This window comes from Tolypothrix sp. PCC 7601 (assembly GCF_025677855.1).
Taxonomy (GTDB): domain Bacteria; phylum Cyanobacteriota; class Cyanobacteriia; order Cyanobacteriales; family Nostocaceae; genus Aulosira; species Aulosira diplosiphon.
The window spans coordinates 6949990-6972715 of record NZ_CP064879.1 but is presented as its reverse complement, the minus strand read 5'-3'; the positions used below and the strand labels follow the sequence as shown (position 1 = coordinate 6972715).

28 protein-coding genes and 2 pseudogenes are annotated in these 22726 nt (G+C 39.9%); 7 read left to right on the top strand and 23 right to left on the bottom strand.

The window, feature by feature from the left end; genetic code table 11:
* The first annotated feature begins 268 nt into the window (after positions 1–268).
* The 3 genes from HG267_RS28225 (at position 269) to HG267_RS28215 (ending at position 1771) form a co-directional block, all read left to right on the top strand.
* Entirely contained in the window at positions 269–559 is a 291-nt protein-coding gene (locus HG267_RS28225) for a hypothetical protein (protein WP_045868703.1), read from the top strand.
* Positions 560–583: 24 nt separating this feature from the next.
* The gene (locus HG267_RS28220) at positions 584–979 is read left to right on the top strand and encodes a KilA-N domain-containing protein (RefSeq protein ID WP_045868702.1); all 396 of its coding nucleotides are present in this window, start codon (positions 584–586) and stop codon (positions 977–979) included.
* Between the two features lie 63 nt (positions 980–1042).
* Positions 1043–1771 carry a KilA-N domain-containing protein gene (locus HG267_RS28215; RefSeq protein ID WP_045868701.1) on the top strand — a complete coding sequence of 243 codons (729 nt, stop codon included), beginning with the start codon at positions 1043–1045 and terminating at the stop codon, positions 1769–1771.
* Between the two features lie 680 nt (positions 1772–2451).
* On the opposite strand, the gene HG267_RS28210 is transcribed toward HG267_RS28215, so the two are convergent.
* On the bottom strand, positions 2452–2613 hold the full coding sequence (locus HG267_RS28210) for a hypothetical protein (protein ID WP_155539039.1): 162 nt from the start codon (positions 2611–2613) through the stop codon (positions 2452–2454).
* A gap of 529 nt (positions 2614–3142) precedes the next feature.
* Complete coding sequence (locus tag HG267_RS28205) at positions 3143–3436, bottom strand: hypothetical protein (protein WP_045868700.1); 294 nt, start codon at positions 3434–3436, stop codon at positions 3143–3145.
* A 129-nt stretch (positions 3437–3565) separates the two neighbouring features.
* Here HG267_RS28205 and HG267_RS28200 point away from each other — a divergent pair.
* Positions 3566–4081 (top strand): annotated as a pseudogene (locus tag HG267_RS28200) (nitrogenase component 1); the annotation flags it as partial.
* Positions 4082–4450: 369 nt separating this feature from the next.
* Here the strand turns inward: HG267_RS28200 and HG267_RS28195 are convergent.
* From HG267_RS28195 to HG267_RS28180, 5 genes and pseudogenes are all read right to left on the bottom strand, one after another.
* Entirely contained in the window at positions 4451–5119 is a 669-nt protein-coding gene (locus HG267_RS28195) for a hypothetical protein (RefSeq protein WP_045868699.1), read from the bottom strand.
* 105 nt (positions 5120–5224) lie between these two features.
* Positions 5225–5467, bottom strand: a pseudogene (locus HG267_RS41780) (ACP S-malonyltransferase); the annotation flags it as partial.
* A 22-nt stretch (positions 5468–5489) separates the two neighbouring features.
* Entirely contained in the window at positions 5490–6305 is an 816-nt protein-coding gene (locus HG267_RS28190; RefSeq protein ID WP_045868698.1) for an SDR family oxidoreductase, read from the bottom strand.
* Between the two features lie 145 nt (positions 6306–6450).
* The gene (locus tag HG267_RS28185) at positions 6451–7035 is read right to left on the bottom strand and encodes a YdeI/OmpD-associated family protein (protein WP_045868977.1); all 585 of its coding nucleotides are present in this window, start codon (positions 7033–7035) and stop codon (positions 6451–6453) included.
* Between the two features lie 178 nt (positions 7036–7213).
* Complete coding sequence (locus HG267_RS28180) at positions 7214–7660, bottom strand: hypothetical protein (RefSeq protein WP_045868697.1); 447 nt, start codon at positions 7658–7660, stop codon at positions 7214–7216.
* A gap of 138 nt (positions 7661–7798) precedes the next feature.
* On the opposite strand from HG267_RS28180, the gene HG267_RS28175 reads away from it, so the two are divergent.
* Positions 7799–8398 carry a hypothetical protein gene (locus tag HG267_RS28175; protein WP_045868696.1) on the top strand — a complete coding sequence of 200 codons (600 nt, stop codon included), beginning with the start codon at positions 7799–7801 and terminating at the stop codon, positions 8396–8398.
* A gap of 135 nt (positions 8399–8533) precedes the next feature.
* Here the strand turns inward: HG267_RS28175 and HG267_RS28170 are convergent, their stop codons facing one another.
* The 5 genes from HG267_RS28170 to HG267_RS28150 all read right to left on the bottom strand — a co-directional run bounded on the left by HG267_RS28170 (position 8534) and on the right by HG267_RS28150 (position 13791).
* Positions 8534–9112: a hypothetical protein gene (locus tag HG267_RS28170; protein WP_045868695.1), complete on the bottom strand. Its 579-nt coding sequence runs from the start codon at positions 9110–9112 to the stop codon at positions 8534–8536.
* A 522-nt stretch (positions 9113–9634) separates the two neighbouring features.
* Positions 9635–10552, bottom strand: coding sequence for a DUF1350 family protein (locus tag HG267_RS28165; RefSeq protein WP_045868694.1), 918 nt, complete (start codon positions 10550–10552; stop codon positions 9635–9637).
* Positions 10553–10699: 147 nt separating this feature from the next.
* The gene (locus HG267_RS28160) at positions 10700–11284 is read right to left on the bottom strand and encodes a hypothetical protein (protein ID WP_045868976.1); all 585 of its coding nucleotides are present in this window, start codon (positions 11282–11284) and stop codon (positions 10700–10702) included.
* A 581-nt stretch (positions 11285–11865) separates the two neighbouring features.
* A complete protein-coding gene (locus HG267_RS28155; protein WP_045868693.1) occupies positions 11866–12582 on the bottom strand; it encodes a dienelactone hydrolase family protein in 717 nt (238 codons plus the stop codon).
* Positions 12583–12861: 279 nt separating this feature from the next.
* Positions 12862–13791 (bottom strand): helix-turn-helix transcriptional regulator, encoded by a 930-nt coding sequence (locus HG267_RS28150; protein ID WP_045868692.1) that lies wholly within the window; start codon positions 13789–13791, stop codon positions 12862–12864.
* Positions 13792–14132: 341 nt separating this feature from the next.
* On the opposite strand from HG267_RS28150, the gene HG267_RS28145 reads away from it, so the two are divergent.
* Positions 14133–14672: a DUF2267 domain-containing protein gene (locus tag HG267_RS28145; RefSeq protein WP_045868691.1), complete on the top strand. Its 540-nt coding sequence runs from the start codon at positions 14133–14135 to the stop codon at positions 14670–14672.
* 61 nt (positions 14673–14733) lie between these two features.
* Here HG267_RS28145 and HG267_RS28140 read toward each other — a convergent pair whose 3' ends face one another.
* The 9 genes from HG267_RS28140 to HG267_RS28100 all read right to left on the bottom strand — a co-directional run bounded on the left by HG267_RS28140 (position 14734) and on the right by HG267_RS28100 (position 19999).
* Positions 14734–14949: a hypothetical protein gene (locus tag HG267_RS28140; RefSeq protein WP_228045798.1), complete on the bottom strand. Its 216-nt coding sequence runs from the start codon at positions 14947–14949 to the stop codon at positions 14734–14736.
* Between the two features lie 90 nt (positions 14950–15039).
* On the bottom strand, positions 15040–16512 hold the full coding sequence (gene tnpC / locus HG267_RS28135) for an IS66 family transposase (protein ID WP_045868690.1): 1473 nt from the start codon (positions 16510–16512) through the stop codon (positions 15040–15042).
* Positions 16430–16963 (bottom strand): hypothetical protein, encoded by a 534-nt coding sequence (locus HG267_RS28130; RefSeq protein ID WP_081583915.1) that lies wholly within the window; start codon positions 16961–16963, stop codon positions 16430–16432. The genes tnpC and HG267_RS28130 overlap by 83 nt, the downstream gene beginning before the upstream one ends.
* 291 nt (positions 16964–17254) lie before the next feature.
* Positions 17255–17626, bottom strand: coding sequence for a hypothetical protein (locus HG267_RS28125; RefSeq protein WP_045868689.1), 372 nt, complete (start codon positions 17624–17626; stop codon positions 17255–17257).
* 522 nt (positions 17627–18148) lie between these two features.
* Positions 18149–18484, bottom strand: coding sequence for a XisI protein (locus HG267_RS28120; RefSeq protein WP_045868688.1), 336 nt, complete (start codon positions 18482–18484; stop codon positions 18149–18151).
* Positions 18472–18888 (bottom strand): XisH family protein, encoded by a 417-nt coding sequence (locus tag HG267_RS28115; RefSeq protein WP_045868687.1) that lies wholly within the window; start codon positions 18886–18888, stop codon positions 18472–18474. The genes HG267_RS28120 and HG267_RS28115 overlap by 13 nt, the downstream gene beginning before the upstream one ends.
* A gap of 24 nt (positions 18889–18912) precedes the next feature.
* Complete coding sequence (locus tag HG267_RS28110) at positions 18913–19182, bottom strand: hypothetical protein (RefSeq protein WP_045868686.1); 270 nt, start codon at positions 19180–19182, stop codon at positions 18913–18915.
* Between the two features lie 158 nt (positions 19183–19340).
* Positions 19341–19739 (bottom strand): type II toxin-antitoxin system tRNA(fMet)-specific endonuclease VapC, encoded by a 399-nt coding sequence (gene vapC, locus HG267_RS28105; RefSeq protein ID WP_045868685.1) that lies wholly within the window; start codon positions 19737–19739, stop codon positions 19341–19343.
* Complete coding sequence (locus HG267_RS28100) at positions 19724–19999, bottom strand: hypothetical protein (RefSeq protein ID WP_045868684.1); 276 nt, start codon at positions 19997–19999, stop codon at positions 19724–19726. Before HG267_RS28100 ends, vapC begins: the two co-directional genes overlap by 16 nt.
* A 165-nt stretch (positions 20000–20164) precedes the next feature.
* On the opposite strand from HG267_RS28100, the gene HG267_RS28095 reads away from it, so the two are divergent.
* Positions 20165–20716, top strand: coding sequence for an REP-associated tyrosine transposase (locus HG267_RS28095; RefSeq protein WP_045868683.1), 552 nt, complete (start codon positions 20165–20167; stop codon positions 20714–20716).
* Between the two features lie 60 nt (positions 20717–20776).
* Here the strand turns inward: HG267_RS28095 and HG267_RS28090 are convergent, their stop codons facing one another.
* Both HG267_RS28090 and HG267_RS28085 read right to left on the bottom strand, forming a co-directional pair.
* Positions 20777–21091, bottom strand: coding sequence for a hypothetical protein (locus HG267_RS28090; RefSeq protein ID WP_045868682.1), 315 nt, complete (start codon positions 21089–21091; stop codon positions 20777–20779).
* Positions 21092–21210: 119 nt separating this feature from the next.
* Positions 21211–22629 carry a site-specific integrase gene (locus tag HG267_RS28085; protein ID WP_194007856.1) on the bottom strand — a complete coding sequence of 473 codons (1419 nt, stop codon included), beginning with the start codon at positions 22627–22629 and terminating at the stop codon, positions 21211–21213.
* Positions 22630–22726: the final 97 nt, after the last annotated feature.

Sequence of the window (22726 nt, the reverse complement as noted above, 5' to 3'; positions counted from 1 at the left end):
TACTGCCGTATACCTATGTTGACAAGTACCACAGATATCGTATACTCTTGTCTACATGGGTAAACAAGGTCGAGCAAGTAAATCGTAGTGTCGTGTTGCTCCCTAAGTGCGATCGCTTTTTTGGCGAGCTTCTGTTTCAATTAATGACTAATACCTGATGCCCAATGAAGTCAGGCGTTTAATTGCGCCCTGGAAGGAGAGTCTCTAACCTCTCCCCCACCAGCACGACTTCCCCCTTACCGTTTAACCACCAAGGAGACAATTTATTATGTTATCGCCAAGTACCCCCTTTTGGGGCATACCTTGTGGCGTGCCGCGCTTTTGGCGGCTGCGCGTAGCCAAAGATTTTTCTAAACCTGAATACTATATAGGTCAAACCGTGATCCACGTTGTCAAACGTGGCGATAAGACCAGCGAGTTTTTGGTTGATATTCGTGGTCTGTCATGGACAGGCTTTGACTGGCAGTATTTTATCGAAGTGCCTTCATGTCACCCAGATGCTAATCCACCCTGGGAAGAGACCGCTTGGGTTGATGCTAAAGAACTCAAGCTGCAATAGCCAATTAAAAATCAGGAGAATTACATGTCACAGATAGAGCATTTCAACAAATTACTGCAAGACACACGGCGAGACGACGGCTATGTCAACGCTACCGAGTTGTGTAAGCATTTTGGGTATCGACTGGATAAATGGAAGCGGTTGCCAAAAACAAAAGCCAGGTCAGAGGCGCTGAAAAGAACAGAGCCAAATACTGAACCTTGGATCGTTGAGCGAGTAGGTAAAACTTGGGTCACTTGGCTTCACCCAATCATGGCAGTTCACCTATTCAGCCACCTTGATCGAGGCTTTGCTATGCATGTAGCCGGGATTGCTTTTAGGTGCATGACTGCTGACCCAACGCTTGGTGCTGACATTGCCTCAAGGCAGGAAACGACCGAAGGGCTGGACATTATTAGCAAGGCACTCCAGGATCTCTAGGAGGACTAAAAAGCAATCCCCGCATAAGCTGGGATTGCTTAAAATTTTAAAAAGAAAAAATGTATGTCACAAATAGAGCGATTCGACAAATTAGTGCAAGACGCACGGCGAAATGACGATTATATCAACGCTACCAGATGGTGTGAACATTATGGGTATCGGCTCGGTAACTGGAAGCAGAAGACAGAAACAAAAGCTAAATTCGAGCAGTTGAAAACCGCAAATCCAAACACTGAACCTTGGATCGTTGAGCGAGTAGGTAAAACTTGGGTCACTTGGGTTCACCCAATCATGGCAATTCACCTAGCCAGCTACTTTGAACCAAACTTTGCTAACTATGTAGCCGAGATTTTTATCAGCTACGTCACTGCTGACCCAACACTTGCTGCCGATATTGCATCAAGGCAGGAAACGACTGAGGGGCGGGACATCATGAAAAAGGCAGTCCAAGAGCGTTACGAGTTCCTTAATTCTAAGTTAATGAGAGGCTATTACATAATCAGAGACGCTTGGGGAGATAAGTTACACTACAACACCTTTACTGGAGAGATTCAATTAAATGGTAGTCCTTTGGACTTAGAGTCTCTCAAATTCAAGCTTGACCTCGAACTTGATCTTAAGGTCGAACGTGAGGATACAAAACGAATCGTTGAGATTCTAGCTGTAGTTAATACCTATCCCTTAATGGATGCCGCGAATCAGCAGAGATTCGGCGAAAAGTATTCGCATTGGCTCAAGAGAAAAAACTTTGTACCAACGAAAGAGTATCCGACACCGCCAAAGTTTTTGTAAGGTTCGGTCTTTGGGATACCCCCCCCGGTTCGTGACTGGGGATATTTTTTAGGGATCTACTGCCCTTGAATTTTTGACTTACTTAAAATAGAAAAATTTAAAAAGTTTAGAAAATATCTGGATCATCTGGATCATCTGGATCAAGTCTTATACAGCAAGGGTTTGAAGATGATCCAGATATTGAAATGTATCTGGATCTATCTGGATCACTTAGGTCAGATATCTCATTTATGAGTTAGAAAAAGTACATTCACCTGTTGCTAATACGGCTAAAGCAGAGATTAATGGGTGTGCAGAGATACAAATCTTTCTATCAGTGATGGAGATGATCAGAATTTGACTACCGCCTGGACTAGTAAGTCAAACTTTTTCTGTCGGTGATGGAGACGATCAGAATTTGACTACCGCCTGGACTAGTAAGTCAAACTTTCTGTCAGTAATACAGATGTATCTACTTACTTCATGAGTCAGTCAAAAACAGCACACTTGCCTGCTGTTAATACGGCTGAAACCAAGGTCAATGGTGTATAGAGTTACATCTTTCGGTTGACAATAATCTAGGTGATCCAGATAGATCCAGATACATTTCAATATCTGGATCATATTCAAACCCTTGCTGTATAAGACTTGATCCAGATGATCCAGATGATCCAGATATTTTCTAAACTTTTTAAATTTTTCTATTTTAAGTAAGTCAAACCTGCAACTTCACCCACCTGTCGTTGACTAGCCGCTAACTTCCAACTTCCAATAGCTGGCTGATGAAGTTGGAAGTTACTGCAACGTGCATCGCTAAGACCAGCCGCCGCCGATTGTGTACAAAAACGTCGGGCGATCGCCACTCAGCGAGAAGGTCAGCACGCGATCGCTTTGACGGTCTTTGGGACTAAAGCGATTTAGCGATACCTTAAGGTGTGACTAAAACTCTGGTGATTAAATTCGCGTGAAACCTATTAGGTCTGGACAGAAACGTCTACGGTTTTTAAAGGCATCTCTTTGGTGCTGGTGACACGTTGCATACTTTGGAAAGGTTATACCTTCCCCTATGTCACGGAATGAGCGCGTACTTTGGAAACCTGATCAGGGTTCTCTGTGTCGCGCAATGCCGCTAATTTGCACGCATTAACCAAAGACAAGTAAACTTATCCTCTGACGCGTTTCGCATCGACCACTATACTAGTCCCCGAAGCAGTTCACACTTCATTGCAATCCTTCCTCGACAAGTAAACTTGTGACTGGTGCAATTCTTCCAAATTCGCTGACGGATAACATATATGTTGTCCGACAAATATTTGCAAAAAAATAACGCCACACACTTCACACTGCAAGGAACTCTATAAGGTTCCGTGTTTTGAAATGTGAGCCGCACAATTACGCCGCACCCAATCGGGAACGAAGTAACTCGTTAGAGCGCTGCACCCTAGTGCAATACACACAGCAATTCCCCCCAGCGAACTCTTCCAACGGCAAAGCCTGAGCCGCGCGAATCTTACGTCCGCACAACGTCAGCCAAGTTTCTTCGTTGGGACTTTCTTCCGTCAAGTGAATTACTCCGGTAGTCGCCATCCGCCGTCCCATTGTTACAGTCATTGCAATCACTCGTTTTCTACCTTTATCCATCGGTTCTAGCTGATGGCCGTAATCTTTGGCGTGATCGTAAGCCACAATTTGCAAATCAAATTACCATTGCGCTGGGGTTTTAGATGTTTAAATCATGAGCTTTAAGACAAAAATAAGCTACACAAAACGCAGACTTATAAAAGCATTGATATATAAGGTTTTTAGGCTTTAGTCTATTATATTCCCTGGTTAGAATACAACTTCTTTGGGCCTACTAAGATTGCTGAATCCCTCCGGGAAATCGCTTCTAAGTTTGACTCTAAGATCCAAGAAAACGCTGAGAAGATCATTGCTAAGTACCAGCCTACAATGGATGCGATCATTTCTAAGTATCGCCCCCGTTTGGAAGGTAAGACCGTCGCTATGATGGTTGGTGGTCTACGTCCTCGCCACGTTGTACCCGCTTTCTATGATCTAGGTATGAAGATGGTTGGTACAGGTTATGAGTTTGCTCATAACGACGACTACAAACGTACCACTCACTACATCGACAACGGCACCATCGTTTATGACGACGTTACCGCTTACGAATTTGAAGAGTTTGTTAAAGCACTCAAGCCAGATTTGATTGCTTCTGGTGTGAAAGAGAAGTACGTTTTCCAAAAGATGGGTCTTCCTTTCCGTCAAATGCACTCTTGGGATTACTCCGAACCTAGCGATGCCTGCGGCGGGCTTCGCCTACGCTCTTAGAACTCAAGATTATACTAGGTTTTTTGGCAGCCGTAGAAAAAAGCTTTCATTTCTAGCCTAAATGTAAGTTACAGCATAATCGACTGATGATAACTGAAACAATATAGCCCTTACTCTGTCTGGTTTTGAGATATTGCTGGCATGAGTTTTAAATTAAGACTGTTAAATCAAAAACTAATTTAAATGACATTTTTTAGATTAAATGATGCGATCGCTGTTTGGATTAGATTTTTTCGGATTGATTAGATGATTATAACCCCACTTACTGAATGTATTTGGAAGAATTTGTTGGTATTATTTGAGATACTTTAGGACGATTAAGTAGCTACTTTGACGAAGCCTTACACCGCTAGAAGATGATAAGTTTAACTATTTTGAACCACCATAACCTTTGCCCTCTGCTCTTCGTTCATCCATAATGTCTTCGAAAATTGAAGATTCTTCAAATGTGTGCACTGGAGAAACCTCTCGAATGGGTTGAACATTTTGTCTCCTTAATTTTTTTCTAGCTTCTTCTTCCTCTTTTGCAAGCGCAACACTTCTCCAAAAAATCTCTCTTATTTGCTGTATACTTTTTGGCTGAATTATATATCCTTGATGTTTCCTATTCGATTGTAATTTTTTTGCTTTTTTTTGCTTTTTTTCTTTACTATTTTTGTTACCTGCTGCATGTTGCGGTACTCTGCTTTTTTTACTTTGCTCAATTTTTTTTAGATTTGAAATCGATTTTTGCTTCTCTAATTTTCTCTTTTGCCGAGAAATTTCAAGTTCTCTTCGCTCTTCTTCAAGCCTTAATTTTATTTCAGGTTTTTCTAATAAGCAGTAAATTTCATCAAAAATATCACCCCAAATTTCCCTAATTTTATCTTGTTTTCCATTGATACAAGCATTGATGAACCGAATACGATTAAAGTTTTCATCTGTTATCTTTCCTTCTATATGAAGTGCTTTACAGAATTTAAGGTAAGTATTAAGAACTTGAACCGCTTTACTTTCTCCCATTCCCATTGCTAAAGAAGCCCTGATAGGATTCAACATATTTGCTTACATATAGTATTCCCTGAGCAGATTGTGGTCTAACAAATAATCGAGTAAACAGTCTACTACTTCTTTTAAGATACAAAGTTAGGTTTCCGCAAACTTTTAATGTTGGCCGCTTGATGGGATGAAAAGCCGACTCATTGCCCTATAATCATCAATGTCAAATACGATTTCAACTAAACGAGTTGTACAACCCTGTCGATACTCAGATTTATTCAACAGGTAATGATGTAGGAGTAATTTCTTCACGCATAACTTGTTCCAAAGAGTTCTCGCCCTTCATACTCCGATTGGCTGTCAACAGTATCATCTGGTTTGATTGAGCAAACGCCAGACTACGCGATCGCCTAGTTCTCAAAATCTGATATTAAATTTTATAGACACTTTTGATGATTGAAAAATACCAACTATCAGGCAGCAATTTACGCAGCATCAGCAGAATTGGCGCAGGTTGACCTACAGAATAACGCATTTTGCGACTGCGATCGCACGCCGCTTGAAAAATTGCCTTAGCAACTAGTTCAGGTGGCTCACCATTTTTACCAGCTTCCTGGGAAACCTTTTCTACGATGTCTACCAAAGGTTTATACATGGGTAAAGCATCACTCGTGATAAACTGGCGACTGCTGCCATAAAATTCTGTTTTAATTACGCCTGGTTCAATGATTTTAATTTTGATATTGAAGGGTTCTAATTCATAATGTAAGGCTTCGCTAAATCCTTCTACTGCCCATTTAGAACTGTGATAAATGCTATATAAGGGGAAAGTAACTCTACCCCCCATACTGGCGATTTGAATAATTGTACCGCCACCTTGTTGGCGCATATAAGGAATGATGGCTCTGGTGACGCGCATTAATCCAAACACATTAGTATTGAATTGCTGCTCTAGAATTTCATCTGTCATGGCTTCAAATACGCCATCGAAAGCAAAACCTGCGTTGTTAACTAAGACATCAATTTGACCAAAATCTTGAATAGCAGATGCGATCGCAGTTTGAATACTGTTATTATCTGTTACGTCTAAGGAATATAATTTGATGTTGGAGATATTGCACAAATCTTTGTCTTGGCTAGGGTTACGCATAGTTGCAGCCACATTCCAGCCTTGTTGAGCAAAGTAGATTGCAGCCAGTTTACCAATACCACTGGATGTTCCGGTAATAAGGACTGTTTTAGGCATCGCTTTGGAGAATTTACTGTAAATAATCGACTATACTCTAACTTCGAGCATAATTGAGCAAATATAGTCCAATCTCAATTGTGTCCTCAAAAAATATTATTTTCAGTTAGATGTTTACTTATTTTCTTTCTTGCTTTCCCTAATCTCAACGGAGCAAGGGATTTTTATTCTGCGCTACTGAAATAATAGTTTGCTCGATTCTTTTTAACCTTGTCTCTGGACGTTTAGCACTTTCAATCCACTTGAGGATATTTTTCTTAGTTGATTTACTAAAAGCTGCAAAATATTGATTAGCAGTTTCATTTGCTGCTAATGCTAGTTGTAAATCTGCTGGGATTGTTAATGCTTCAATCGCATCTAAGCTAACCCAAAAACCATTCTGTTTGGCGATTTCAATCTTTTGCAATCCCGCTTCAGTCATCAAATTTTGGGCAATAAGTTCTTCAATATATTGCTTATTTAACTTTGACCAAACACTTTTTGGCTTGCGGGGTGTAAATATTTGCATATAGCGTTCTGTGTCTATAGTTTTGACTTTGCTATCAATCCAGCCAAAACATAAAGCTTCTTTTACGGCTTCGCTATATTTAACGCTTGGTTTACCACTTTTAACTTTATAGTAAATCAGCCACACACCAATAGAATTTTGATGATTTTTCTGTAACCATCCTCGCCATTCTTGACGGTCTTGGGCGTAAACGGTTTCTAGTTGATTTTCAAATAATGTCATAGCATTTTTAGCCACTATAACATGGTATAAGGACACAGCATTGCTGTGTCCCTAAGAGATGCCCTATAGTAATCCTAAATGAGTGTAACATTAGATGAAGGGTTGTCAACAGTTAACAGTTAACAGTCAACAGCCAAAACCGATATCTTTCGCAACTAAAATAGGATTGCTAGAGTAACTATTTGCTAAAAGCATCTTTGACGTTATCAACAGCTTTTTGTACAACATTCTTGGTGTTGTCTACTGCTTTTTGAGTGCGAGCTGCATCTTCTTCTGCTCTCTTATGAATTGTAGCGGCATCTCTCTTAGCTTTGCGCTCAACGAAACTACCATTGTTATCGGTTGCGTCTTCAACTTTCGATGCATTGCTTCTGGCAGCTTCCTCAACTTTATCTGCGGTTTCTCTGATAAAATTTTTGGTGCGTCCAGTATCTTCGCTAACTTTACTTTTTACGCGATCGCCGTTGTCAATGGTTGCAATCAAGCTTGCTGGATCAGCCATTGCTGTATTGTTGGCGAAAAATGCACCTTGCCAAGCAAAAGCCATTGCTAAAGCACAAAGCAATGCTGTAGTCATCCAGTTTTTTACAGTAGAAATCACCTTTGTGAAATAATTTAGTTGCATAGAATACAATCTCCATTAGTTTTCGCATTCTATTTTTACTTCAGATGGCTCATCAGCCAAATCTTGCTCTAGGCAGAGGTTGTATCATCAAAAGTTATTAGTTAAATTCAGTCTTTCGATAGTATAAGGTTAATACCAATGGCTTATAGCGACTTTACTCTGAATAAGTTTAAAAAGGATTTCAATATTTATATTGATGAGGAAGTTGATTTATTTGCTGATATTGCACCTAGAGAAATAAGCGATCAACTTTTAACTACTCTAGAAGAAACTACAGAGCTAGCATTAGCGATTAATACAGAAAAAGCTAGGTCTGAAATGATTATTACACCTATTTTATTAGAAATTAGGCGGCAGGCTAACTATCAAATTAGTCTATTTTCTGGCTCAGATTTTAATGTTGATGCAGAGAAAGGACTAAACGGATATTGTGATTTTGTGATTAGTCGTTCTAAAGAACAGCTAACAATTAATGCACCTGTAATTATTATTGTTGAGGCAAAAAATGAAAATATTAAAAGCGGCTTAGGTCAATGTATGGCAGCAATGTTAGCCGCACAAATTTTTAATGAACAGGAGAAGAATGAAATAAAAACTATTTACGGAGCAGTAACTACGGGAGATATTTGGAAATTTATGAAGCTAGAAGGTGTTAATTTATTTGTTGATTTAAATAACTATTATATTAAAGAATTAAGTAAGATTGTCGGGATTTTATATCAAGGAATCCAAGGATGACAACTCTCCGGGCTAAAAGCCGCGGAGATTCTTAGCGGTACTAGTGGTCTGTCAAATTCATTTTGACTGTTAGAGAGACGCGATAAATCGCCGTCTCTACAGAAATCTATCCGTCAATTATTTCTTGACAGACTACTAGTCTGGATAAGCTAAACCAGTTCTGGGGTCACGAATATATAATCCTAATGTCAAACTACGGATGGCTTCATCCCAAACAGGTATGAGCTTTTCGGCTTGATCTGCCCAATAATCAAAGGTAATCAAACACTGAATATTCGACCCCAAAGCAATGCAAGTGCGCGAAAAAGCTTCCCGTGGTTCTGCTTGGGTGTCGATAAACTTAATCTCTGTCCAGACAATCTTGGCGGTTTGGCGTTTGACGGTGATGATTTCTCCTCTCTCAATGACATCGCGGCTGTCGTCATCCATAATTTTTTTCAATGTGGACTTGAGGGGAAACATACTCCAGTCGTTAGGAGGGAGATGATTAAAAGATACTTCTAAGCAACAATCATCATTGGGCGGTTTTTTATCGAGGAACTTAAATGATTTTTCTTGCGGCTCAAAATGCCAATTTTGCGGAACATTGAAGCGCACAGCCCCGCGATTAGCTACAAAAATTTTGTAACCTGATGGTGATTCCCAGTGATGATCGGGTTTTAGTTCAAGCGTTTCTTTAATCCACTGGAGATTGCTTTTTTTACGCTTTGTCATAGTGTTTTTGCAAATCTGCGGAAGAGGTGCGTGCGATCGCGCCTTTCGGTCAATGATATCAAATTTATGGGGGTTGGGGACTGGGGATTGGGGACTGGGGAACTCGGGGCCCCCTCTGGGGATAAGGGGTAATGGGGACTGGGGATTGGGGATAAGCGATTTTTGACAGACGCGATTCATCGCGTCTCTACAAGGTTTAACTATGAATCCTCTGCCATTCCCTCAGATTTTGGCTTACAGCAATGTTAAGAAAGATGTGGGTAAGATAGCCCACGGGGAGAGGGGAGCAAGAGATTTAGTTCCCCTTCTCCTGCGGGAGAAGGGGTTAGGGGATGAGGGCGCGAGGTATTTGTACAACGCCCGCCCTATATAGCTTTTAGCTTAAGTTGACACCAATGGGTAGTGCCTTGCCCTCTAGAATACATTAATGTGTCGCAAACATTATTTAAATTAGTCTAAGTAAAGACATAAAAATTTTGTGTCTTTACTCATCAAATACATTTTCTTGAAAATAGGTATAACTTATGTCTGACGCTGTTTTAGCTGAATGATAAATTGCAGGACATATTTCTCAAGTAATCTACGGCTGAGTAAGGCGATAAACTTATCAAAAGGGTTGAAATCTACAATATATTTACCGACTCTTACACCTAATGGCTCTAAATGTTTGCCTGCTAACTCTTGATGTAGAAGTGAAAATTTTCTAGTTTTTAATTGTTGAAGCAACCACAATACATCACTATTTTCGCGGGTTTGCTTGTCTTTGAATTCATCAGTGATACTACCAGCTAAATTATCCCGATTAAAGGAAATTAGAGCCGTTAGGTTAAACAAAAGGCTGCGCTCAATAAAACATTGAGTTTGTTCTCTGGTTGGAAGTACACCTAACCCAAGTTTGTCGAGAAATTGTGCGATCGCACGTATAGGAATTGCGCTTTCTGTATTGCTAATATCAGGTGCAATTAGTAAAGATGGTTGACTCAAAATAGAAGCATTTTCTAAATCAGCATTGGCAATAATCGTCTCAATTTGCTGAACAGCTTTCTTTTCCACACAAGACTCGATAATTTGTTGCCATTGCTGACCACTCATAAATTCTAGTAAAGCGATATATTTACAGCCTAAGCTATGTCCTATCCACAAGTAATTATCTTTTTTTTGGTAGCTCTCATCACCTGTGATTTTTGCCAATTCTTTACTAATTCTGTCCTGCTCCTTTAATAAATCAATTGCAATTGGCCAATGACGAAAGCTAAACCGGAAGGGTATCGCAATAATTGTATAACCTTCTGCATACAATGTTTGTAAAAAATATCGATAAAAAATAGTAGGGAAAGTGCCAAAAAAAGCCCCACCGATAAACTGAATTACACCTTTGGTTTCTGGGTGAATTGCTACCCAGCTAAAAGAAATTGGGATAAATTTAAAATTTGGCAGCATGGAAATAAAAATTATTAATTATGTTTATTAAATACAGCAAATAATTGAAAAAAGTAATGAGTAATAAGTAAATTTCTTACTCATTACTCATTACTTATTACTTATTACTCATGATTTCCCTCACTTACTTCAAAAGTGCTGTATCTGCTAATTAGAGAGCTTAAAAACTCCGCCGTTACTCACAGGGAGAGCATAAGCAATTTGATCGAGCGAAATCTTATCGGGGTTATTACTTGTTATATCTTTGAAGAAAGTACCACGGTGTTCAGGTGTTACAAGTAAAGTAGCTGCATCTGAACCAGAAAGGGAAGACAAGAAAATTTCTACATACCCACGAGCTTCAAAGTTTGCTCCCGAAGTTATAGCAGATTTTGTAATATCAGGTTGCAACAGCAGTAAACTAGTACCATTCTCAGGAATGGTAAAAGTCAGCCTTGCCTTGTTATTTTGTGGAACTTTCTCTGGTACAAGTGAAGAATTGGAGATGATATTTACTCCTGAAATATCTACAGCTTCGAGAAAATCTTCAAAATTTTTGGGTAGCGCTCCTGGATTACCTGGATCGCTGGGGAATTTGACTGTAAATACTACAGATAGTGTGACAGGAAAAAAGTTCACATTAGCAATGGTCAAGAAATAGCCTTGAATTACCTTACGGCTAAGATTTTCTAGCCCTTTAACGGGTGGTAATTGTGGCTTTAATAATACTTCAAATGTAGAAACAAGTGCCATAGTTTTTCTTGTGGTTGAGTAATCTAATACCAATTTGAAAAAAGAATGCGACAGATTGTAGGGGCAAGGCAATGGCTTGCCCTCTAGAATATATTGATGTGTCACAAACATTATTTGATTTGGTATAAATATACTGTAATTAACAATATTTCAAACGTGTAGTACCCCCAAGGGTACTATTGTGAATATGCAGTAATATCAGAATTAACTAATACAAAATTAGGTTTTATGCACTCAGTTTTTTGGGCTACCGACAGTTTTATGTCACCAAATATTTACCTTTCATAGGGAGTAAAAAAGTAAATCTTCTGCTTGTTTATGATATATAAGTAGTTTGAGAGGTTATTTATTTTATAAAGTAACTGTAGGGTGTGTTACGGCTATGAAAGTATTCGGGACTTAGAGACAATGTAATTTAGCCGTAACGCACCACCGCGTGGATGGTGCGTTAGGCGCGAGGATAGTTATTTAGTGACAATTTATATTGGAAATCAGCGCCTAACACACCCTACTTAATAAATGAAATGGTCTCTGAAAACAGGGTATATTCACATTGGCGAGCATCCAATATTTACACAGCTTCACTCCCGGAGATGTTTATGGAAAAATTGTGTCAGTTCGCGCCAACCATCTGCGGCGGCTGAGGGATTGTAAGAAGAACGCTCATTACAGAAAAATCCATGATCGGCATCGGGATAAACTTTCAAGCTGTATTCTTTGCCGAATTCTTGAAAGCGAGATTCGATTTGTTTAATGCGATCGCCTGGAATAAATGGATCTTTACCACCAAAAAATAAGTAAACTGGTACTGTGATATTTTTGACGGCAAATAGCCACTCATCCAGAACCATTCCATAGAAAGGAGCCGCAGCCGCAATCTCTGATGATAAATAACAAGCTGTGAAAAAACTCAAACCACCACCTAAGCAAAAGCCAGTCACGCCTACTTTATTTGGATACACATCAGGTCGTGATTTTACATAAGCCAATGCTGCCCAAATATCTTTCTCCATCGGTTTGCCAAAATCGAGGCGATACATCATCGCCATTGCTTGCTCAACTTCGTCATATCCGAATTTATTGTTTGGCAACTCACGATAATATAAATCTGGAGCCAGAACCATATATCCTTCCTGAGCAATTCTGGCGGCTACATCTTTAATATGTGATGTTAAACCAAATGCTTCCATCAGCAACAGGATGGCTGGCTGGCGTTCACCTTTAGTAGATGTACATAACCAAGCTGGCATTTTTCCGTCAGGCGTGGAAATCATCACCTCTGTTTGCTCGATTTGCATTATTACCTCCGCCACTGCAATTTTCTCTGTTACTGATAGCTTAAGAAGCTGGCTATCTATGACTCTAGAAAAAAGTTGCGGATTCTTTGTATATTTTTGCGCTTAGGGCATAGGGGATAGGGCATGGGGCATGGGAAAGAAAGATTTTCATGATTGGTTATGCCAAAACAAGGCCTGGTATGAATAACGAGCTTAAAAATCTGGCATAGAGAAGAAGTTTCCATTGCCCAATGCCCATTGCCCAATGCCCCAAGCGGCGGGGCGACTATTCCTTTCCTCCTATAAAGGATGAAGTTTCCCGCCGCTTTCCATAAATTGTTTTGGTGTTACGCCCACAACGCGCTTAAAATATCGAGTCAAATGACTTTGATCGCAAAAACCTACTCTCATAGCTATGTCTGCAATACTCAGTTGACTGTATTGCAATAAATATGTAGCTCGATTAATCCGACATTGCAAAATATATTGGTGAGGCGTAACTCCCATACTTTGCTTGAATAAACGCAAAAAGTGATATTGACTCATCTGAGCGATCGCAGCTATCTCACTCAGCTTGATTTCTTGATGAAGATGTTCTTTAATATACTCTTTTAGCTGTTGCAACTTGAATTGAGATAAGCCATCAGTATAAGTAGACAGCTTAGGTTGGGTAGTGCAATAGTTACGTAATAAATGAATAGCTAATGTAGTTTTGAGGCTATCAATTAGTAAATACCCCCCCATTTTCCCTGATTCTAATTCTGCTTTCAAAGCCCAACAAATGCCTTGGATTAATTCATCTTGCCTACTCATAAAATGAGGGATAAGTTGAATGCGATCGCAATTCACTAAATCTTCCCCAACTTGTTTGAGCAGTGCCGCATCAAATGCCAAAATCATAAACTGAGCTGGGGTATTCCAATTGCAACGGTGAGCAATACCTTCAGGAATAATGGCAATGTCGCCCGAATTACGCCTTTCTTTTATCAGCTTTCCATCTAACCATCGTTCTCCCGATGAGTAACTTGATGATAAGTCAGAAATTCCCGCCGCAATTACATGCATTGTGTGTTGATGTTCAGCTACCTCAAACTTTGGCTGTTGATGGAGTTCAAAATGTATACCATCCCATCCCAAACTTGAGAGAACAGCAGGTTGAGGTACAAACGCATTTGATGCTTTCTCTTGACGGTAATCAATAATTTTCAGCCTTTGCTCTACTGTTCTCATTGCGTCCTGAAACAGGTAGGGGATGTATCTATTCTGACTGTTTTTTCACATACATAGGCGATCGCTTCTTTTATTTTTTATCCAGAACTTACACAACTGGCACAAATATTTTCTACGGTGGTAGTCAAGAGTCAAAGGTCAAAAATTGGACTTTTGACTTTGGACTCTGGACAAGCATTGCGGGAAAAATATGACACTTGCGTAAGTCTTTTGATCTATGGAATTTCTTACTTTTGGTTTGATGATATCTCGAACTTCTGGATGAGACCAAGGGTTTTTGATTTGTGCGACCTTACATAGGTAAGCAGAAAGACTTAATATTCAGAACTAAAAGAAAAACCATGCCCGATCAAACTTTCAGACAAAACATACCAGAAGTTGACCCCACAGAGATTGAAGATTCCAGAACTGCGATCGCAGATGAACATCGCTCTTTCCTAGAAAAAGTCATGGTAAGAAGCGGATTTGCAGATTTATATGATGCCAGAGACTTTACCGAAGTTGTATTTCGCGTCATGCGCGACTTAATGACAACAGAAGCTAGCGATCGCGTTGAGTCAGAATTGCATACAGAAGCCGTGCCTACAGATGAGAAAGCACTCCAGTTTGAAGTGGCTGATCTCTGGAAAGATACCAATCCGATTGTCGGATTTTTAAGCCGGGTTCGTCCACCTTGGCAAGGCCCTGGTATTTTTAAAATTGATTCTGATCGCTTTCTGTTCCGAGTTGCTAATGAAAGCGGAATGCCACGCACAGTTGAACGAGAGCAAGCAGTAAAAGCCGTATTTTCTGCCACCAAAGACGAACTTTCCCAAGAACGGATTCAGGAAATTGCTAGCTGGCTACCCGATCATGTACGTGAACTTTGGGAACAAGCTTAATTAGAACCCAAGAACCAATAAGTCTGTTTGCGGAGCGCGATCGCAAACAGGCTTTTTATTATTAATAGCTTTCTTTATTAAGTTCGCCAAATTTCACATTTCTCAGGTATTCATATTTATGCTGTAAGCTGCGAAAGTTACTTTCAATTAAAGGGAAAAGCTTTTCGGGGAATGGTTCATTCATATCTACAGGATTAAATCTTTCGAGTTCCTTTACAGAACGGATTGTTTTATATACTGCAACGTGCTTGATATATTTTAATAGCTCATTAATCAAATCTTTGCCATTATTTGCATTTTCCGCTAAATGAATTTTAGATTCGATAATATCAACTATTTCTTGATGATTTTCTGTAAGGATTCAGGTCTAAAATTGAGGAACTAGAGAAGGGCGAGACTGAGAATTAATAGAGTCAGCAATTAGTGCTTGTACAAAAAAATCAATAACAGACAGACTTTGACGACGACAGGTTTGAACCACCGTCAACAAATTGGCAGTATGTTGAAACCGCTCCATCGAACGGGAACCACCACTAACTTTACGTTTTGTCACAGCCAAACGCAGCGATCGCTCGGCTTGATTGTTATCAGGAGGAACTTCAGGGTTGTCAAGGAAATACCACCATTGGGAGGCTTTATCGCGCAAGGAACGTAAAAGGTTTCCTGCTGTAGCTCCGGCTAAGTTAATCCAGTCATCAAGTGTTTGTTGCAATTTAGATTTGAATTGATTGACCCAATCGTTATAACTGGCGCAGTCAAGAGTCTCAAACCATTGGGCATAATTTCCAAAAGCTTCATCAATTAAATCCACAAATGCTTCACCAATAGCTTGGTTGTGAAGACCTGGAAGTTGAATTAGTTTTTTGAAGTGACGGCGTAGATGAGCCAAACATTTCTGCTGCTCAGGCACCGCATAGCCATTGTAAACACTAAAATCATCGCTGCTGATTACCCCTGTATATTTAGCCCCTAAAATGGCTTCTAGTTCTGCTCTGGAACGAGTGTCAGCAGCAGTAAACAGGCAAAACTCAGAATTGGCAACTACCCACAACCATTCTTTAACTCCCTTGACAGACCAAGGTGTTTCATCCACATGAATGTTAGGTTGTGTCTGTTTTACCCAATTACTTAACTCAGTAATGCTTGGTTGAATCGCTGTTTGAATTCGTTCATTTGTGGTGACTAAAGTTCCCAGCCCAATTTCAATTTGACCTAACTCCCACAACATTTCTTGCTGTTTTTCATAGGGCATATGTGCATAATTATTTGCCCATCCTAAAAATGCCTGTAAAGAAATCCCTAAATCCTGTCCTGGGATGATATCTTGTGACCAGGAGGCTGTTTGTATATTGCCACAGTACTCACACTGGCACGTATGGCGTTGATACTCAACTATTTCAATGGGACGCTCCACTAGTTGCGCTACAGACTGTTTTTCTACTTTTACTGCCACAGCCGCAAACGCTTTTTGACCACAACAGACACAATCACTTGGACGTAAGATTTCACAACGATCTACTCTACCAAAACCCTTACGGGTCTTACCTTGATGCCCTGGTTGCCCACCTGGCTTTCTTTTGGGATGATTTGATTCTTCTTGCGGTGCTGCTTTTTTGTTTTCACTCTTTTTGAGGATGTCCCCTGATGGCGGCTTAGATGAGGTTTTGCTGTCTAAATCTCTGCTGACTTTTAAACGTTCTATTTCTTGCTGTAGTTCTAATACTGTTTTCTGTAATTCACCTATTACCTTGCTCTGCTCAATGATTATCTCTACCAGTTCTTGTTTCGATAACTGGTTCAAGCTTTCCCGGTCTAAATCTTGAGGCAGGTTTTGGTTCATATCTGTGATACTCCTCCTCAAGCGATCCCTTTGTCAATACTCTGCCACCTGAATCCTTACGATTTTCTAGAATAAATTCCTTCTCAATTGTAATACTTGCCGCGTCAGGTAAAACATTTTGTTCATGACTCAGAGATTTGATTCGCTTCCACATAACATTATCTTTTTCTAGCCGCAAGTATATAGGCCAGTAAAATTCAGATATTTGTCTTTCGATAAACTCAAGCTCTGCATTATGCCTAGCCATAGTAATCTGATTTTCTAGCTCAGATATTTGTTGCTGCTGTTGATGCTCAAGCTCTGCAATCAGTTGTCTTTGATGATATTTTTCATTAGTTTCATTCTTAAATATCTCAAATCTCTTATTCAGCCAGTAACCTGCAACCAAAACAATCCCACCAATCAATACTTTATCAACAACTAATTCAATAATTGTTTCAGAAAGAGCCATGTAATAATTCTCGCCTCCGTTCTTGGGCTACAAATGACGACACAATTGTAACCAGCAAAATCGCAAATGGCTGCTGCGTAATACCAATTTGAAAAAAGAATGCGACAGATTGTAGGGGCATGGGCATTGCCCTGCCCTCTAGAATATTATTGATGTGTCGCAAATATTATTTGATTTGGTATCAGTTAAGCGTTTAGAACTCAAAATTGGTTTTGGAGAAAAGGTTAAAGGTTAAGGGTTAAAGGTTTTTTCTTCCCCTTTTCCATTCCCTTTTTCCCTTTCCCCCTCAACTTAAGCTTCCGCAGATATCACATCTGGCTTGGCGGCTGGGCGTGGTTTTCGTCGCTCGGACTTGCGCGTTCCACCAGCCATCCCATACTCATCGCTATTCTTGCCATAACGAGAGGCAACATTCAACAGCATATGCTCAGAATAATTATTTAATACACGTTCAGCATCAACTAATGCAGTCTGTGTCTTTTCTACTAACGTTTTTGCTTGGTTATAAGCAGCTAGCTTCTCTCGCAACTGCTGAACCATGCCATTATAATTAGCAATTGAAAACTCATTACCAAAATTTAGGTCAGGGTCAATCATCTGTAACCCTTCAATCCGACGTTCAGCCTTGGTTAACGCCCTGGAATTTCGTCTCTGTTGCCTCATAAAGTTTTCCTATGTAGATGAATTTCACATAGAGAACCCTGATAATACTTTATGCTGAGTTCGCTATATATCATCAACATACGCAATCAGCAGACACATCAGCCTGAGTAAAGCTACAGAAATTTTAAAACCTTGGCATCTGGGAACAGAGAAATTGCGGTTAAATTTGCTAAATTTGCTCTCAATATCAAATTTTGAGCGTCTTATCCTCAATTTATACCTTCTGATTTTGATTCACGAATTGTGAACTTGCGGCACGAATAGAAAACTTGATGCACGAGTTCGTGAACTTGATTCACAAGTTGTAAACTTGATTCACGAGTTCGTGCACTTGATTCACGAGTTGTAAACTTGATGCACGAGTTCGTGCACTTGATTCACAAGTTGTAAACCTGATTCACGAGTTGTAAATCAGAATTTGCCATAGGAAATGTTTACCACCAGCTACCCACCGGAGGAGTGCGATGCCTACGGCAACCCTTACGGGCAAAGCCTTTAGGGAAATTTTGCTTTCAGAAAAAATCACGCTACGCCATATTGTGTGTATTGACGGAGGTTTGATGGCTGTAATCCCAAAACAATATCATCTCTAGGCACTCCCATCTCAGCCAAATCTTCAGCAATCTGCACATCCGTCATATTACGCTGAATCCATATCTTTTCATTTTTAATATCCAGATGGATCACACAATTATAAATGCGGTCATATCCATCCCAACCAATTTCTAGAATTTGGTAATGATCGCGCATCGTGTCAAATATTAACTGAATTTCTACATCTTCTTCCACAGCTTGGTAACTGCCATATTTAGTTAATAAACCCTGAATATATTCACGATATTGCTCTAGCTCTGCCATTGCACAATTACCTCACTATTAGGTTCGTAAACTATTAGTTTAACTTGATATTCTTGTACTGATATTTGAGCAAAGTCCCGGCTAAATAACGAACGATAGGTTGACACCGGAACTGCTAAGAACAGTATGCGTTCAGGTTCCCTCAGCCTTAAAGCTAATCGATAATTAAGAAACTGACCCAAAGCTGCATGGTAGTCAAATAGCTCTGAGTCTCCTAAAAAACTTTTAATTTCAACTGCTATTTTCTCTGTTCCTCGCTCGGCTGCTAATATTTTTTCTGCACCTAAATCAACGGACATTTTATCTTTGCCAAACTTAAGAATTAGAGGATCGTGAGTGATCGCCCAACCTTCTTTTTCCAACGCCCGTTTAACAGCTTGGTGAAAAATGTCTTTTGCAGACACAAACACAACCACAACTCTATATTTCTATAATATCTCAGCATTAGGTACTAATTTTGCTACTTTTAGAATGTCAGATAATGTCTGATCCGCTTCGTGAACTTCATAAGGTGACCATACAACTGCTTCAGTAGATTCCAGTTGTTTTAGCAGCGCTTGTTCCTGCTCTTGATTATCGATAGATTCTAGATTGCATCCTTCTTCTTTTGCTACTTCCAGTAAAAGAAAATGCATGAGACGCAATTTGTCTTGATGGGATAGTTTACTAACAGTTTGTAGCACATCATTTAGAAGCATATTACCAATTATTAATAGATAATACTTGAATTTACTTGAACTTAATATTCTATTTTAGATAGTAGGGTGTGTGGTCGCGCAGCCCAACGCACCTAGATGGGAGAAATGCGATCGCAATATCATGTTTAGGTACACTTTCCCTGACGAGTTCATCAGTGCTATTCCCAATCTTCGTACTTCAAGCCATCAATACGGCTAAATTCGCGAGTGTTGTGGGTGACAAGAGTCAGGTCATTTGCTAAGGCGATCGCAGCAATTAACAAATCATTTGCTCCAATTGGAGTACCTAAAGCATTGAGATTAGCACGAATATTTCCCGCTATTTTTGCAGCTTGAATATCCAGTGGTAAAACAGCAAATTCTGCAAATAAATTTTCTAAATGAGAGAGGTTTCTATTAACGTTTGCGCTTTTGTAAGCTCCATAATACAGTTCGCTATAAACAACAGTACAGAGGTAAATATCTTGAGAAGGAATTGAGAGAATTTTTTGGGTGACAGGCGAATTTGCTGAATTGAGAATTTGGATACAAGCATTTGTATCTAGGAGGTAGGCCATTGAATCTCCTCCCGTTCCTCAAAGGGTAGTTGTTCTGGACGTTCAAGCGGTTCACCTTCCCAACTACCTACTACTTCTTCAACAAATCTGTGTGAGTATCCTAGTTCTTGGGGCGGTTTGATTGCAGATTGTGAGGATTCTGTAATCACAGGTTGAAAGACAATCACTACATCTAATTCTTGGTTAGCAATTTCCGGCGGAAGTTGGATTTGCAAAATTCCATCATCACCAATATATGTTCTCAGCTTAATGCTTTCCATAACCCAATCTGCTCACCAGAACCCGATACCCTTATGATATCGAAGTATTGGCAGCTAAAGGAGAGCGATCGCACCACCAAATTAACGTAGGGTGTGTTGTCGCGCAGCGCAACGCACCGAATCAATTATGGGCATCCTAACAACAAACTCCATCCCCTCACGCCCATGCCCAACTACCGCAGATATAATATTTCCGGTGGCACTTACTTCATCACCCAAGTTACCTACCAACGCCAACCCTGGCTTTGCTCCGATACAGGGCGTAATGCTCTCCGCGCCGCCCTTCAGCACGTCCGGCAGAATTACCCATTCTCCATTGATGCCTTTGTTCTCTTACCTGATCACTTTCATACCTTATGGACTCTACCAACAGAAGATAACAACATATCGATGCGAATGCTGTTGATCAAACGCTTTGTCACCAAATACTATGGACATCAGTTAGGACTTGATTTTGCTATCTCCCGTTCACGAGAAAAGCGTAAAGAGCGCAACCTATGGCAACGCCGCTTTTGGGAGCATCACATACGAGATGATGCTGATTTTGCTAATCATTGCGATTATATTCATTACAATCCTGTGAAGCACCAGCTTTGTGAATCACCTCAAAAATGGTCTTTTTCGAGCATTCATCGTTTTATCCAGCAGCAAATTTACCCATTAGATTGGGGTAGCAGTGGTGAGATTCAGCTTGTGTCAGATATTTGGGATGTTTGATATGACGGTGCGTTGCGCTTCGCGACAACACACCCTACGGAAGAAATGCGATCGCCCTATTTATTGTACATTCCAAAAGAAAGCTTTCCCTGGCTTGTTCCCTTGCCAACCAGCACTTAATGCCTTTTGAATAGACTGAGCAACCTCAGAAGGCAAGACAGGTTTCCTAAGCTCTAGAGCACTATATGAACCACTCATGTGATAGCGAGGAAAGATCAGAACTAGTACTGCACCATCGCAATTAAGCTGTTGAACTGTAACGATAACTCCTAACTCAGCATCCTCTTGATTCTGAGTTGGTTTGGGAGGATATCGCCAACGATAGCCAATTCCATCTACTATAATGCGACGGGAACCTTTTTTAGGAAATGCCATAAATGTAACGGATATTTGAAATCATAGCTATATATAAAAGCACTCGCCCCAACTCTCCAAATTAACGTAGGGTGTGTTGTCGCGCAGCGCAACGCACCGCCTCAATTTTATCAACACCTTTAACTCCGCTTATAAACCAATTCCATTTTCAACTTCTCAATTTCCAACTTCAACTTTTCATTCTCCATCCGCAACTTTGCATTCTCTTCTCTAATCAATTCAACTTCATCGCGTTTACTCAAAGCTTGATTAATCGCCAATTTCCGCATATCCAGCGAGAACCAACGCTGATAAGTTTGCGTATGCACTTGCACGCTATGCCCTAAATTATCTGCTGCCGCTTTAATTGGTATCCCCAAAATATGCGCCCGAATTGCCCAAGCATGACGTAAATCATAGGGCTTAAAATCTAAACCAATTTTCCTAAACCACCAACTAATTCTCTGCGTTAAAGCTGTGATTTCTGCATGATTATTTTTATCTTTTTTACTAATCGCTGTTGCCAGCATTTCTAAATACTTGGGATTTCTTAAATCAAAATCTTCAATCCATTGCTTATGTAAAGGTAAGGCTTGTCTTTCCCCTGTCTTACAATCTTTATGGACTTTCCAAGTCAAATCTACATTTTCTTGGCTCAACCACCAATTAATATCAGGATTAATAAATAATTCTCTGGGACGTAAACCAAAAACTGCTAACATTCCATAAGCCCAGCGCCAAAGTTGCCAGCTATTTTTCACATCTTGGTTTACTTGATTACCTCTGGAAAGCAAATATTCTTCAAACTTGGCAATTCCTGTGGCTATTTCCCCATCTGTGGGGATGTTGCGAGAATTGCGATCGGGCATTTTAGAATATTTAGATAAATCAATTTCAATTTTGAATGTCTGACAAAATGCCGCTATAGCTCTTGCTGCATTATATTTAGACCATTCTTTATCAATTTTGTCAATATAACTTATTAAATTTTCAGCCGTGGCAATATCTTGAGAATTAGTAAATCTCTGTGTCCTTGAGAAATAATAAAAAAAGGTATGTTCGCTTTTTGTAGTGCGTTTATGAGTTTTAAAATACTCATCTTCAAACTTGGCGAGTAATTCTCCTATAGTTTGAAAATCTTTTTTAATTGCCTCAGTGCCTAAATATTTATCATTCCATTCAAAGGTTTTACGGGCAATTAACTTGCCTAACTCATAGGCTTCTTCTTCTGCCGTCTTCAGTCCATCTAAATTAGCAGGAATATTCAAGCTGATATTATATTGTTTTCTGCCAGTGCCGTTTTTATCTGTATCTCCTGGTTTAATGGGTAAAGTTGCCCTTAATTGCAGACTTCCGTTAGATTCCCGAATTGTTACCTTTGTCTTCGCAGACTTTAAACGCAGATTTACTTTCTCTAACTCTTGCAGGACTTTTGTTCTCATGTGTTCTCTTTGCTGCTGTGCTTGCAGACTCGAGCCGAAAAAACTGCCATCGGTAGACGAAACTGGCTCTAAGTCAGCGAAAGCTTGTTGATATTTGTCTTGACCCTGGTTATGCATAGCGGTATTTTTAGCCTAGATTTAGCCTAAAAATAAATGTGTTCTCCGCGAACAATGTTTAGAACTGACATTGATTACAGCAAACATTAGGCTACTG